This window comes from Rhodoferax sp. ZS1R25, from assembly GCF_056521335.1.
This window is the reverse complement of the sequence record NZ_JBWMAZ010000002.1, coordinates 1139699-1152810: the sequence shown is the minus strand read 5'-3', so window position 1 is coordinate 1152810 and position 13112 is coordinate 1139699. Positions and strand designations below refer to the sequence as shown.

At 65.3% G+C, this 13112-nt stretch carries 11 protein-coding genes; 5 read left to right on the top strand and 6 right to left on the bottom strand.

Features of this window, described 5'->3' with window-relative positions; genetic code table 11:
- Window positions 1-6: 6 nt before the first annotated feature.
- A complete protein-coding gene (locus tag AC097R_RS16200) occupies window positions 7-1221 on the bottom strand; it encodes a GGDEF domain-containing protein (RefSeq protein ID WP_479599221.1) in 1215 nt (404 codons plus the stop codon).
- 82 nt (window positions 1222-1303) lie between these two features.
- On the opposite strand from AC097R_RS16200, the gene gshA reads away from it, so the two are divergent.
- Window positions 1304-2845 (top strand): glutamate--cysteine ligase, encoded by a 1542-nt coding sequence (gene gshA, locus AC097R_RS16195; RefSeq protein WP_479599220.1) that lies wholly within the window; start codon window positions 1304-1306, stop codon window positions 2843-2845.
- Between the two features lie 21 nt (window positions 2846-2866).
- Here the strand turns inward: gshA and AC097R_RS16190 are convergent, their stop codons facing one another.
- The 4 genes from AC097R_RS16190 to AC097R_RS16175 all read right to left on the bottom strand — a co-directional run bounded on the left by AC097R_RS16190 (window position 2867) and on the right by AC097R_RS16175 (window position 8345).
- Window positions 2867-3400 (bottom strand): hypothetical protein, encoded by a 534-nt coding sequence (locus AC097R_RS16190; RefSeq protein WP_479599218.1) that lies wholly within the window; start codon window positions 3398-3400, stop codon window positions 2867-2869.
- Window positions 3401-3523: 123 nt separating this feature from the next.
- Window positions 3524-5263 (bottom strand): putative bifunctional diguanylate cyclase/phosphodiesterase, encoded by a 1740-nt coding sequence (locus AC097R_RS16185; protein ID WP_479599216.1) that lies wholly within the window; start codon window positions 5261-5263, stop codon window positions 3524-3526.
- Window positions 5260-7947: a PAS domain S-box protein gene (locus tag AC097R_RS16180; RefSeq protein WP_479599213.1), complete on the bottom strand. Its 2688-nt coding sequence runs from the start codon at window positions 7945-7947 to the stop codon at window positions 5260-5262. Before AC097R_RS16180 ends, AC097R_RS16185 begins: the two co-directional genes overlap by 4 nt.
- On the bottom strand, window positions 7944-8345 hold the full coding sequence (locus AC097R_RS16175) for a response regulator (RefSeq protein ID WP_479599211.1): 402 nt from the start codon (window positions 8343-8345) through the stop codon (window positions 7944-7946). Before AC097R_RS16175 ends, AC097R_RS16180 begins: the two co-directional genes overlap by 4 nt.
- A 165-nt stretch (window positions 8346-8510) precedes the next feature.
- Between AC097R_RS16175 and ylqF the strand changes: the two genes are divergently transcribed.
- Genes ylqF through AC097R_RS16155 form a run of 4 tightly spaced genes read left to right on the top strand, consistent with a single transcriptional unit; the run spans window position 8511 to window position 12264 of the window.
- On the top strand, window positions 8511-9488 hold the full coding sequence (gene ylqF, locus AC097R_RS16170; RefSeq protein WP_479599209.1) for a ribosome biogenesis GTPase YlqF: 978 nt from the start codon (window positions 8511-8513) through the stop codon (window positions 9486-9488).
- A 58-nt stretch (window positions 9489-9546) separates the two neighbouring features.
- Entirely contained in the window at window positions 9547-10260 is a 714-nt protein-coding gene (locus tag AC097R_RS16165; protein WP_479599207.1) for an SOS response-associated peptidase, read from the top strand.
- Window positions 10261-10272: 12 nt separating this feature from the next.
- Complete coding sequence (locus AC097R_RS16160) at window positions 10273-11265, top strand: catalase family protein (RefSeq protein WP_479599205.1); 993 nt, start codon at window positions 10273-10275, stop codon at window positions 11263-11265.
- Between the two features lie 3 nt (window positions 11266-11268).
- On the top strand, window positions 11269-12264 hold the full coding sequence (locus AC097R_RS16155) for a hypothetical protein (protein ID WP_479599203.1): 996 nt from the start codon (window positions 11269-11271) through the stop codon (window positions 12262-12264).
- 15 nt (window positions 12265-12279) lie between these two features.
- Here the strand turns inward: AC097R_RS16155 and AC097R_RS16150 are convergent, their stop codons facing one another.
- The gene (locus AC097R_RS16150) at window positions 12280-13104 is read right to left on the bottom strand and encodes an alpha/beta fold hydrolase (protein ID WP_479599200.1); all 825 of its coding nucleotides are present in this window, start codon (window positions 13102-13104) and stop codon (window positions 12280-12282) included.
- Window positions 13105-13112: the final 8 nt, after the last annotated feature.

Genomic DNA, 13112 nt, shown 5'->3' with positions numbered 1-13112 from the left:
TTCCGCCTACAGCGCGCCTGCTGCGGTGGGCGCCGCATCTTCCGGCACGCGGGTGGCGCCTGACTGCGCCAGCGCGCGCCGCTCGGCCACATCCATCACGGCCGTGGGGTCGGTTTCCGAGGCACTTTTGTGGGCAATGCCAATGCCGAAGCGCGGCTGGAAGGTGTGGTTGGCATCTTTGATGCCCAAAATCTTCAGCGGCCGGGTCAGCACGGTGCGCAGCCGCAGCACCATGCGCTCCACTTCCTGCGCGTTCTTCACGGCAGAGATCACCACCACAAAGCAGCGCGGGTGGTACAGCCCCACCACGTAGCGAAAGCCCACCGCGCGCCGGATACGCGCCGTCATGGCCTGCAGGATTTGTTGCTCCACGCCGTGCCCTGCGGACTCACCCAGTTCGTACAAATTGCCCAGATGCAGGCACACCACCGCGCACTCCCGCTTCAGGCGGACGCTGCGCCAAAAGGCATCGTCCACCTTGGAGACGAGCACCGAGCCAGTGTGCAGGCCCGTGGCCAGGTCGGTACCGGACGCCTTTTTGGTCAGGCGAATCAGCTGCTTGTTGACGCGGTTGCGCTGCACGGTGAGGCCCGTGATGAGCAAGAAGTGGCACAGCGTGCAAAACGCGATCAATGCCATCAGGGGCCAGCTCAGCGCACCGGGCGACAGTGCCTGCCCAAACATGCCCACCACCATAGCCACCAGGAACAGGCAGGCCAGCACCATCCAACGCGCCAGATCGTCACCCAGCAAGGCGGCGCGGATAGTGATCACCAGCCCCACCAGGGCACCCAGCGTGCTCAACATGCCGGTGACCAGCAGGGGCGACGTGCTGTGGGGATCGTCCCCATACAAGATATACGCCGTAGCCACCACCGCGGTCGCAATGAGGCCCAGGGAGACAAAGACCATGCTGCGGTAGACCGCGCGGTCGTCGCGCTTTACCCCCAGCCACAGGCCCAGGTAGGTCAGCGCCAGCGCACCGCTCAGCGGCGCCATGCTGACTTTCATGATCCCCATGGTCTGTTCAGGAATTTCAGGAAACAGTTGCGCCGCCAAGCCCGACATGATCACGCAGCTCCAGCCGGTCAGCAATACAAAGACCAGCGCGCGCCAAGCCCCCACGGTGGGATTGATCACCAAGTCGGACACGGCCACGATGGACAGGGTGAGAAATCCCCCCAGCATGCAGGACCAGACAATGAGTTCCGAGGTATCCATCGGCGGCATTATTCCACCGGCGAGCAATAAATGGCGGCCTGTGGTACCTTTGCGCCCCACAGAAGAGGAAGGGCCCGTAGGCATGGACAGTAATCAAGCGGCCTTGAGCGCCCTGACAGCACAGCGTTTGCGCGGTATCCGCCGGGGCGTGGAGAAAGAGAGCCTGCGCGCGCTGCCTAGCGGCCTGCTGGCCATGACATCGCACCCCCAGGCCTTGGGCTCGGCGCTCACGCACCCGCACATCACCACCGATTTCAGCGAATCCCAGGTGGAACTCATTACCAGCGTCCAGGCCGACCCCGATGTCTGCGTGGAGGAGCTCACCCAGATCCAGCAGTTCACGCTGCGTGCCATGGGCGACGAGCGGCTGTGGGTCTCCAGCATGCCCTGTTGTTTGCCCGAAGACGATGCGATCCCGATTGGCCAGTACGGCAGCTCCAACGTGGGGCAGTCCAAGAGCGTGTACCGCATGGGCCTGGGCCACCGTTATGGCCGGCGCATGCAAACCATCTCTGGCATCCATTACAACTGGTCGCTGCCCGATGTGAGCAGCGAGCAGTACTTTGGGCTGATCCGCAACTTCCGCCGCCACGCCTTTTTGCTGCTGTACCTGTTCGGCGCTTCGCCCGCCGTGTGCTCGTCCTTTGTGGCCGGGCGCCAGCACCAGCTGCAGCCCTTGAGTAGCGGCACCATGTACCTGCCCTATGCCACCTCGCTGCGCATGGGGCGCCTGGGCTACCAGAGCGATGCGCAATCGTCCCTCGCCGTGAGCTACAACAGCCTGGAAGGCTATGCCCACTCGCTGCACGGCGCGCTGACCCAGCCCTACGCGCCCTACGAAGCCATTGGTGTGAAGGCCGCGGATGGCAGCTACAACCAGCTGGCCACCACTTTGTTGCAGATCGAGAACGAGTTCTACGGCACCATCCGCCCCAAGCGCGTCACCTTTGCGGGCGAGCGCCCGCTGCACGCGTTGCGCGAGCGTGGTGTGGAGTATGTGGAAGTGCGCCTGATGGACCTGGACCCGTTCGAGGTGGTGGGCATCAACAGCCAGACCATGCGCTTCCTCGACGTGTTTTTGCTGCACTGCCTATCAACTGCCAGCGCGCCCGATACGCCGCAGGAAATTGCCGCCGTGGCGCGCAACCAGCATGCGGTGGCCGAGCGCGGCCGCGAGCCTGGTTTGCAGCTGCAGCGCGGGGATGCGATGGTGGAGTTGAAGACCTGGGGAGATGAACTGCTGCGCGGCATGCTGCCCTATGCGCAGGCGCTGGACGCCACCCATGGTGGCAGCCAGTACCAGGACGCCTTGCGCGCTGCAGAGCACGGCCTGCAACACCCCGACACCTTGCCCTCAGCCCGCGTGCTGCGCGAGATCACTGAGCGCCATGAGGGCTCATTCGTGTCCTTTGTGCGCGCCCAGTCGGAGCAGACGCGCGCAACCATGCTGCAAGCGCCCGTGGCGGCCGAAGCAGCGGCTGGTTTTGCCGAAGAGTCGCAGAAATCGTGGGACGCGCAGCGCGCCATTGAGGCCGCCGACACCATGCCCTTTGGCATCTACCTGCAGGAGTATTTGGCTCCCCGCAGGTTGCAGGCCCAGCCGATCAAGGCCGCGCTGGCCTGATCGACTATCGCAGTCGCTGAATTAAGCGGCTTTGCGGGCGCGTGTGGCTGTCTTGGCCACGGTGCGCTTGACTGCAGCCACTTTGGCCTTGGTCTTGGATCCGGCAATCTTGCTCACCAGCGCGCCACTCTTGGCTTCGATCTTGGAGGCCACGTTGGTCACGGCCACAGCAGCGGGCACAGCGGCCACGGCGATGGTGTTCAGTGTGGTGAAGCCGGTGGATTTTTCGAAGCGGCTGGCGTTGGCGGCCACTTGTTCCAAGCCCTTGCCGGCCAGTTCCACGGCCTTGTTCACCGCGGTGTCGGCGCTGTCGGTGGTCAGGGTCACGCCTTGGGTGTACAGCGAGGTGATTTTCTTCTGGGCAGCCACGGCATTGGTGCGCACTTCGGCGCTAATGCGGTTGCCGGCCTTTTTGACGGCGGCAGCCCAGGACTGGTCCACATAGCCCACGGCGCGGGCATTGCCCACCCGGTAGGCGTTGATCACGTTCTTGGCGGTGTTGCCGTAGGACTCGATCAGTTCGTTGGTCACGGTGGACAGCTTTTTGTTGGCCATTGAAAACTCCTGCAAGGTAGGTTGAATAGGAAACACTGCCTTGCATTCTCCAAAGGCCGCCTAGTGAAGGCACCTTAAATCCCGCGTCTATCCTAGAGCCAGCTGCCTAAGTTGCGCAGCCCCTCAGCCTGCCGCGCGGCCACTCAGCCAGCCAGCAACCTCTGCGTCCGGCATGGGTTTGCCGTGCAAATAGCCCTGAATCTCTTCGCAGCCCATGTCCTGCAGCAGTGTGTGCTGGGCCTGGGTTTCCACGCCCTCGGCAATGACGGAAAGGCCCAGGCTGTGCGCCAGCGAGATGATGGCCTGCGCAATCACCTGGTCGTCGCGGTCGGTACAAATCTGGCGCACAAACGACTGGTCGATCTTCAGCACATCGAGCGGAAAGCGCTTGAGGTAGGCCAGGCTGGAGTAGCCGGTGCCGAAGTCGTCAATCGCCAGTTTCAGGCCCATGGCCTTGAAGCGGCGCAGCAGCTCCAGCGTGTGGTGCAGGTCCAGCATGGCCGTGCCCTCGGTGATCTCCAGCTCCAGCTGCTCCGCGGGCAGGCCCGAGTTTTCCAGCGCCGCCTCCACGTGGCGGAACAGCTGGGGGTCGCCAAACTGGCGCAGCGACAGGTTCACGGCCACGCGCAGCGGTGGCGCGCCCGCGGGGCGCAGCGCCTGCCAGGCTACCGCTTGCTGGCAGGCCTGCTGCAGCATCCAGGCGCCCATGCCGACGATCTGGCCGTTCTCCTCGGCAATCGGGATGAACTTGGCGGGGGACACCAAGCCCAGCGTGGGGTGCTGCCAGCGCATCAACGCCTCAAAGCCCTTGACCGCGCCGCCTTGGGCCAGCACCTGGGGCTGGAAGAAGGCGGCCAGTTCTTGGCGGTCCACCGCGCGGTGCAGGTCGTTGTGCAGGCGAAAGGCCGAGCTCAAGTCGGGCGCCGCGCTGGCATCGTGCACGGCGATGTGCTGACCCGGTTGCGCACGCGCAGCGGCCAGCGCCAGGTCCAGCCGCGCCAGCACCACCTCGGGCCGGTCGTCGGTGGCAATCTGGGTGCATACGGCCACCGAGATGGTGGGGAAGTGTTCGTCACGGTCCACGGATACAGGCTGTGCCATGGCGCCCAGCAGGTGGGTGGCGATGGCGGGGTGCGACAGGCTCTCGGGCCAGCGTGGGACCAGCACGGCCAGCCGGTCGTCACCCAGGCGCGCCAGCACGCAGCGCCCGGCCTGGGCCATGGGGGCGCTTTGGGTTAGCGCCGTCAGGCGCCGCGCCAGCGCGCCCACACAGGCGTCCAGCGGGCCGGCGCCCAGCACCTGCGCCATCTGCGCCAGGTTGTCCAGTCCCACCACCAGCAGCACCAGTGCTTCCTGCGGCTCCGGCGGGGCGCTCAGCGCATCGTTGAGCAGCAGCAAAAAGTGCGCGCGGTTCGGCAAGTCGGTGGTTGGGTCGTAGTGCAGCAGGTGGTGGGCTTGCTCCACCCGTCGCTGGCTGGCCATCTGTTGGGCCGCAGCCTTGCCCAGCTGCGCCTGGATGCAGGTCAGCAACTCATCGCGCTGGAAAGGCTTGGTCAGGTAGTCATCAGCGCCCAGGTTCATGCCCTGGCGCACATCGCCGCGGTCGGCCTTGGCGGTCAGCAGCACGATGGGTGTGTGCGCCACGGCCGCATCAGCACGCAGGGCGCGCACCAGCTCGTGGCCCGTCATCTCGGGCATCATCACATCGCTGAGCACCATGTCGGGCTGGTGGGTCCGGATCAGCTCCAGCGCCTCGCGCCCATTGGGCGCAGCGAATACGGTAAAGCCCTCCAGCCGCAGCAGCAGGCTCAGGTTGTTGCGGATGTCGGTCTCGTCTTCCGCAATCACAATCCTCACGCTCATGCCGATGCCCCTTCAGTGCCGCTGGCATAGGCCAGGCGCACGGTAAAGCTGGTGCCTTGGCCCGCTGCGCTGGCCACGTGGATGCTGCCACCATGCAGGTCCACCGAGTTTTTGACGATGGCCAGGCCCAGGCCGGTGCCCTGGATCTCGCCCACATTGCTGGCCCGGTGGAAGGACTCGAACAGGTGCGGGATTTCCTCGGTGGGAATGCCAATGCCTTGGTCGGACACCTGCAGCACCACCTGGTCTGCCTCACGCCGCATGCTGAAGCGCACCTCGCCGCCCTGGGGCGAATACTTCATGGCGTTGGACAGCAGGTTGCCAAAGATGTGGCCCAAGAGCTTCTCGTCGTACAGGCCGGTGGCGGGTTGCACCTCAAAGTCGGTGACCAGGGTGCAGCGGCAGTCGGGCTGCTGGGTCTTTGCGTCTTCCACCAGGGTGTGGCCCAGGGCCACCAAGTCCAGCAGCGTGGGTTTGAACTCCAGCATCTGGGCCTCGGCCTTGCCCAGCAGCAGCACGCGGTCCAGCATGCGCGTCATGCGCTGCACGCCGTTCTCGATTGTCTGTATCACGTCGATCTTGTCGGACGCCGGCATGCGGTCACCGTAGTACTTCAGCAGCTCGGCCGACGACAAAATGGTGGCCAGCGGTGTGCGGAACTCATGGCTGGTCATGGCCACGAAGCGGCTGCGCAGTTCGTTGAGTTCCTTTTGCTGTTCCAGCGCAAAGCGCGTGCTTTGTTCGGCCTTGATGCGCTCGGTGATGTCCAGCAGCGTCCAGATGACGCCTGAGTCGGGGTCGGCCGCACGCACGCGGCTGCCCGCCATCTGGACCCAAAACACCTCGCCGTTGCGCCGCTTCAGCTGGCGTTCGTTTGAGAAGCTGCCGGTGGCCTGCAGGGCCACGCGCTGCTCCTCGCCCCAGCGGGCCCAGGCCTCCACATCGGTGTGCACCATGGCGGTGGACTGGCCCAGCAGCTCCTCGCGCGTGTAGCCCACCATCTCGGCGTATTTGTCGTTCACCCACTGGTGCTTGCGGTCCACCGACAGCACGATGCCCACCAGCGCGCTGTGCAGGATGGCTTCGCGTTCGGACGATGTGCGTTGCAGGTCTTCCTCAGCCTGCTTGCGCTCGGTGATGTCGGAGAAAAAGGTCAGCGTGCCCGGCGCGCCATCCCAGGGCACCACGGTCACACCAATGTCGATCCAGCGCACCACGTTGTCGGGCAGCAGCAGACGAATCTCGTAGCGGTTGGGCACATCCTCGCCTGCCAGGCGGCGCTTGCGGCGGTCGTCCACCATGGCGCGGTCATCGGGGTGGATGCGGTGCAGATAGCCTTCGCGCAGCATGTCCTCACGCGTCATTTGCACCAGCTCTGCGGCGCGGTAGTTGGCAAACACAAAGCGGCCATCCTGCACCACCAGCATGCCTTCACCCGAATGCTCGATCACTGCGCGGTAGCGTTCCTCAGACCGGTGCAGCGCCAGCGTCATGTTCTTGCGCGCGGTCACATCCGAGAAGAAGGTAATCGTGGCGGGCTCGCCACCCCAGGGCACGACGGACACGCCCAGCTCCAACCAGCACACGCTGCCATCGTCAAACCGCAGCCGGATCTCGTAGCTGCTGGGCACGTTTTCGCCGGCCAGACGGCGGCGGCGGCGTTCCTGGATCAGCGTGTGGTCGTCCGGGTGCACACGGTGCAAAAAGCCCACGTTGAGAATTTCCGTCGGGTCCATGCGCGTGATCTCGGCCGCGCGGCGGTTGGCAAACACCAGCTTGTCGCCCTGCAGCACCACCATGCCCGAGTCCACGTGCTCGATGACAGCGCGGTAACGCTCTTCCGAGCGTTGCAAGGCCTCGGCAATCTGCTTGCGCTCGGTGATCTCGGAGAAGAAGGTCAGCGTGGCTATGCCCCCTTCCCAGGCCACGGGCGTGGGGCGGATGTTGAGCCAGCGCACCACGCCATCGCGGCCGATATGCCGTGCTTCGTAGTGGCTGGCAATCTCCTGGCCGCTGGCCAGGCGTGCGCGCAGGGCCAGCACGTCGGCACGGTCATCGGGGTGGATCCACTCTACGGGGTCGGAGCCAATGATCTCCTCGTTGGGCACACGCAGGATCTGGCTGGCCTGCTGGTTGGCAAACACGATGCGGTTGTACTGCGCCACAAACATGCCTTCGCCCAAGTGCTCCACCACCGAGCGGTAGCGCTCCTCGGAGTTGCGCAGCGACTCCTGGGCTTTGTGGCGCTCGGTCACATCGCGGATGGAGGCACCAAAGCCCTGGCCGCGCTCGTTGTTGATGTTCCAGATCGACAGCTCGATGGGAAACAGGTGGCCGTCCTTGTGCAGGGCCTCGATCTCGATGATGCGGTTGAGCACCTGGGCGTGGCCGGTCTTCAGGAACCGGCGCATGCCGTTTTCGTGCGCCTCGCGAAAGCGGTGCGGAATGATCAGCTCGGACATGCGCTTGCCCAAAGCCTCTGCGCGTGTCCAGCCCAGCACGCGCTCGGCCCCGGGGTTCCAGTCGGTGACAAAGCCCTCGGTGTCCATGCCCAAGATCGAATCAGGCGCCGAGCCCAGCAGGCCCTGCAGGTGGCTCTCACGCGCCTGCACCTGGCGCAGGGTTTCGCTCAGGGCCTCGGGGTTCAGCGGTGCGCCGCCATCGGGGGTGTCAGACAGGCTCATGGGTTGGGTACCGGTGGCAGGCCCAGCGCATGGTGCACACGCTGCTCCAGCAGCGCTGCGGTAAAGGGCTTGAGGATGAAGTCGGTCACGCCACCGTCGATCGCGCTTTTGACAAAGCTCTGCGCGTTCTCGCCAGTGATCATGATGAAGGGCAGCAGGGCGTAGGCGGGTTCCTGGCGCACCAGCTCCAGCAGTTCGCGCCCCGACATCTTGGGCATGTTCCAGTCGCACAGCACCAGGTCAAACGACTGGGCCTGGATGAGCCGCCAGGCCTCTTCGCCATTGCGCGCCAGCGTGATGTTGGTGAACCCCATGGCGCCGAGCAAGCGGCGCACGATGTTGCGCATCTCTTCCATGTCTTCCACCAGCAGCAGGCTGGCGCTTAAAAGTGAATTCACGTGCGAGAGTCCCTGTCAAAAAAAGCGTTGGCGACGCGCTGGCTGCCCCAGATTCTTCTTGTTCGACAAAGTGTAGCCTGCTCCCCCGGGCGCGGGAATGCGGGCTTGCCCCCAATCTGCCCGACAATCCTGCCCTGACTATTCACCTACAGAAAGAACGAGCGCATGGCCATTCAGTGGTTCCCGGGGCATATGCACCTGACCCGCAAGGCGATCCAAGAGCGCATCAAGGCGATTGATGTGGTGATCGAGCTGCTGGACGCCCGCCTGCCCGGTTCCAGCGCCAACCCCATGCTGGCGGAGATGACGGCCGGCAAGCCCTCGCTCAAGGTGCTCAACAAGCAGGACCTGGCCGACCCGGCTTGCACTACCCTGTGGCTGGCCCACTACAACGCCATGCCCGGCGTGCGCGCGCTCCCCTTGGACGCGAGCATGAGCACGCCCGCACGTGCGCTGGTGGCCGCCTGCCACGAACTGGCGCCCAACCGCGGCGGCATGGTCAAACCCATGCGCGTGCTGATCTGCGGCATTCCCAACGTGGGCAAGTCCACCCTGATCAACACCCTGAAGGGCAAGCGCGCCGCCAAGACCGGCGACGAGGCCGGCGTGACCAAGCTGGAGCAGCGCATCACCATTGCGGATGATTTCTACCTCTACGACACCCCCGGTGTGCTGTGGCCGCGCATCATCGTGGCCAAAAGCGGCTACAACCTGGCGGCCAGCGGCGCCATCGGCAAAAACGCGTTTGACGAAGAAGAGGTGGCCCTCGAATTGCTGGATTACCTGCGCCAGCACTACGCCAAAGAGGTGGAGGCGCGCTACAAGATCACAGGGGTGGCCGAGCTTGCCGATGAGGAACTGCTGGAGGCCGTGGGCCGCAAGCGTGGCGCCCTGCAAAGCGGCGGCAAGATCAACCTGCAAAAGGCCGCCGAGATCGTCATCCACGACTTCCGTGCCGCGGTGCTGGGCCGCATCAGCCTGGAAACGCCCGACGAATTCGCCCAATGGCTGGCCGCGGGCCAGAAGCTGGACGCCGAGCGCCAGCTGAAGAAAGACGCGATCGAACTGGACCGCCAGATCCGCTTCAAGAAGATTCCCCGGCCACCGCGTGCGCCCGATGTTCCAGACGAGGATGAAGGCTAAATAGGCCTCTAGCCCCCGTAGAATATGCGCGAATAGCTCCTGAATTTGTAGCAAGCCCATGTGCATCAACTTCCAGCCCGCGGCCAACCCGGCCTTTATGGCCGAGCGCCTGGGCCCGCTGGAGCCGCCCGTGGGGCAGTGGCCGCAGGACATTTACCCCGGCTACGTGGCGCCCGTGGCGGTGCGCCGCCGCAACCAGGGCGCCAGTGCGGCCGCGCTGCGCCTGGCCCAGTTTGGCCTGGTGCCGCACTGGTGTGCCGACGCCGCACAGGCGCGCGACATCAGCCGCAAGACCTACAACGCCCGCAGCGAGACAGCCGCCAGCAAGCCCAGCTTTCGCAGCGCCTGGGCGGCGGGCCAGTGGGTGCTGGTGCCCATGGAATGTTTTTTTGAACCCTGCTGGGAAGACGCGCCCGCCAACGGCGGCCGCCCCACGCGCTGGCGCATAGGCAGTGCCGACGGCCAGCCCTTTGCCGTGGCCGGCCTGTGGGACCGCTGGACCGACCCCGCCTCGGGCGCACAGGCTGGCAGCTTCACGGTACTCACCGTCAACGCCGATGGCCACGCGGTCACCGGCCGCATGCACCGCCCCGACGAAGAGAAACGCATGCCCGTGATCGTGCCGCCCGAACGTTACGCTGACTGGCTGAATGCCAGCCCGGCGCAGGCCTTGGAGATGATGCTTGCGGCCCCTGCCAGCGACCTAACGGCTGCGCCCGCGCCGCTGAACCCCGACAACCCCGCCCCACCGCAAACCCTGCCGCTTTTTTAGGAAAGGCCTTCCATGTCCCAGTCCCTCACGCCCAGCACCGATTGGAAAGAACAGATCGCACCCGATGAGGACCAGCTCTATGCGGGGTACGGCCAGCAGTTTGCCGAGCTGCAGGCGCGCAAGTCAAAGAAGTACGGTAACGGGCGCGCGCTGCACCGCAAGCAGCTCACCGCGGCCCAGGGCCAGCTGGAGGTGCTGGACGGCCTGCCCGCATTTGCGCAGCAGGGCCTGTTTGCCAAGGCCGCCAGCTACCCCTTGTGGGTGCGCCTGTCCAACGGCGGCATGGACCACACCAGCGACCGCAAGCCCGACATCCGCGGCTTCTCGTTTCGCGTGCTCGGCGTGCAGGGCGACTCCGCCTTGGGCGGCCCCTGCAAGAGCCAGGACTTCGCGCTGATCAACCAGGAGGTGTTTGCCTTCCCCAAAAGCGGCGAGTTTGTGGACTTTGTGGTGGCGGCCTCCAAGGGCGGCGGTGCTTTGCTCAAACACCTGTTTGCCCGCTATGGCCTGCTGGGCGGGCCTGCGCGCCTGGTGCAAACCATCAAGACCTTTGCCAAGCCGTTTGGCGGCTTTGCGGCGCAGACCATGTTCAGCGCCGCACCCATCGCCAGCGGGCCCTATGCGGTGCGCGTGCGCCTGGTGCCCGCAGCGGCCAACGGTGAGGGCGTGCAGGGCACGCAAGACGATTGGGGTGGCGAGTTCTCGGGTCGCCTGAAGAAGCACGTCTTGCAGTGGGACCTGCAACTGCAGCCCTATGTGAACGAGACTCTGACGCCGATTGAAGACGCCTCGGTCAACTGGCCCACGCCCTACACCACGGTGGCCCGGCTCACGCTGCCTGCGCAGGACACGGGCAGTGCCGAGGCCCAGGCCTTTGCCAAAGAGGCCGAGGCCGCGGTGTTCGACCCCTGGCAGGCTATGGCCGCCCACCGCCCGCTGGGCGATGTGATGCGCGCGCGCAAGGCCGTGTACTTCGTCAGCCAACAAGGCCGCGGCGCGGTTTAGCCCATGTATACCGAAGACGATTTGCTGTCGGCCGTGCAAGCGGGCGCACTCACTGCCGACGCGGCCGATGCCTTGCGCAATCATGCCGCCAGCCGACGCGCCACCCCCGTGGTGGACGAGGAACACTTTCGGCTGGTGACCGGGTTCAACGACATTTTTGTCGTGATTGCCTGTGTGCTGATGCTGGTCTCGGTAGCCTGGATCGGCAATGCCGTCGCCCATTGGGTGGGCAGTCTGGCGGTGTCCGCTTGCGCTTGGGGACTGGCCGAATTCTTCGTGCGCAAACGTCACATGGCCTTGCCAGCCATCGTGTTGCTGGTGGCGTTTGTGGGGAGCTTGTTTGTCTCGGTCTTGAACGATAGCAATCAGGGGGAAGGTTTTGCGGCCGTATTTGGTGCCTTGTTGGCAGCGACGGGTGCCTGGTTTCATTGGCGTAGGTTTCATGTGCCCATCACGGTAGCAGCGGGTGCTGCAGCGCTGGTGGGCGCAGCGTGGGTGCTACTTTTTGACTTCATTCCGGCTCTCAAATCCTGGGTGACACTGGTAATTTTGCTGGGCGGTGTTGTGGTGTTTATCGTGGCATTGCGCTGGGATGCCAGCGACACCCAGCGCAGGACCCGCCGGGCGGACGTGGCGTTTTGGCTGCATCTGCTGGCCGCGCCGCTGTTGGTCCATCCCCTGTTTGCCATGCTGTCCATGACAGGGGACAGCATTGCGCTGTGGCAGGCCCTGGTCGTGTTGCTGGCCTATGGGGTCATTGCCGTGGTGTCGCTGGTGATCGACCGGCGCGCGCTGATGGTGTCGGCCCTGGGCTATGTGCTCTACACCTTCAGCGCCTTGCTCAAGCAGTATGGCAATGTGGGTCTGGGCTTTGCCATCACCGCGCTGGCCTTGGGCGCGGCCTTGCTCTTGCTGTCTGCGTTCTGGCACCGCACGCGCAGCGCGCTGCTGCGCAGGGTGCCCTTGGCGGTGCAAGGTTACATCGCTCCGCTGCAATAAGCCTTTCGCCCCGGCTTAGCGGGCTGCTGGCGGCGAGGTCACCAGCCAGGCCAACACCTGGGCCTGCAGTGCGGGGGCGCGGTCCACCATGATCCAGTGGCCGCAGGCGTATTCCTGCACCGCACTGCCCGGCGTGGTGTTCAGGGTGTGTAGCCATTGTGGGGAATGGAACATGAAGGGTTTGCGCGTGCCATACACATACAGCACGGGGCACTGCGGGCGCACCGGCGCGGTGTGGCGCAGCCCGCCGGCAACACCCAGCCAGGCCATGGCGTAGGGCGTGTTCATCTGCCAGCCAATGTCGCCCTGCGGCGTGGGGCAGCGCATGGCGCGGGCCATCCAGCGGGTCATGCGATTGGCCAGGCCGGTGGCGCCCAGCGTGCCCAGGCCCCAGGCGCCGGCCAGCCAGAGCTGGTAGCCGAGGATCTGAAACTTCTGCCCACCCGTGAGCGAGCGCAGGAAGGCCTTGCTGTTGTGGTCACCAATGTCGATGCCCACGATGCGCGCCACGCGCTGCGGGTGCTTGGCCGCCAGCTCGTAGCCAAAGATGCAGCCCCAGTCGTGCAGCATCAGCGTCACCGGCTGGCCTGGGCTCACCGCATCCACAATGGCCAGCAGCTGTGCCGTCATCTGCGCCAGCGTGCGCGTGGGGCCGGTTTGCGGGGTCTCAAAGCCGGGCAGCGTGAAGCGCACGCAGCGGTAGTGGGGTGCCAGGGCGGTCACCATGCCGTCCCACAGGCGGCGGGTGTCGGGCCAGCCGTGGACCATCACGATGGTGTGCGTGCCCGTGCCCTCTACCCATACCTCGGTGCCGTGAACCTGGAGCGTGCTGTGTGCCATGCGAGGGT

Coding starts and splice junctions, on each gene's coding strand:
- AC097R_RS16180 (WP_479599213.1), bottom strand. CDS start 7,947: ATGAGCCTGTCTGACACCCCCGATGGCGGCGCACCGCTGAACCCCGAG.
- gshA (WP_479599220.1), top strand. CDS start 1,304: ATGGACAGTAATCAAGCGGCCTTGAGCGCCCTGACAGCACAGCGTTTG.
- AC097R_RS16200 (WP_479599221.1), bottom strand. CDS start 1,221: ATGGATACCTCGGAACTCATTGTCTGGTCCTGCATGCTGGGGGGATTT.
- AC097R_RS16160 (WP_479599205.1), top strand. CDS start 10,273: ATGTCCCAGTCCCTCACGCCCAGCACCGATTGGAAAGAACAGATCGCA.
- AC097R_RS16190 (WP_479599218.1), bottom strand. CDS start 3,400: ATGGCCAACAAAAAGCTGTCCACCGTGACCAACGAACTGATCGAGTCC.
- ylqF (WP_479599209.1), top strand. CDS start 8,511: ATGGCCATTCAGTGGTTCCCGGGGCATATGCACCTGACCCGCAAGGCG.
- AC097R_RS16155 (WP_479599203.1), top strand. CDS start 11,269: ATGTATACCGAAGACGATTTGCTGTCGGCCGTGCAAGCGGGCGCACTC.
- AC097R_RS16165 (WP_479599207.1), top strand. CDS start 9,547: ATGTGCATCAACTTCCAGCCCGCGGCCAACCCGGCCTTTATGGCCGAG.
- AC097R_RS16150 (WP_479599200.1), bottom strand. CDS start 13,104: ATGGCACACAGCACGCTCCAGGTTCACGGCACCGAGGTATGGGTAGAG.
- AC097R_RS16185 (WP_479599216.1), bottom strand. CDS start 5,263: ATGAGCGTGAGGATTGTGATTGCGGAAGACGAGACCGACATCCGCAAC.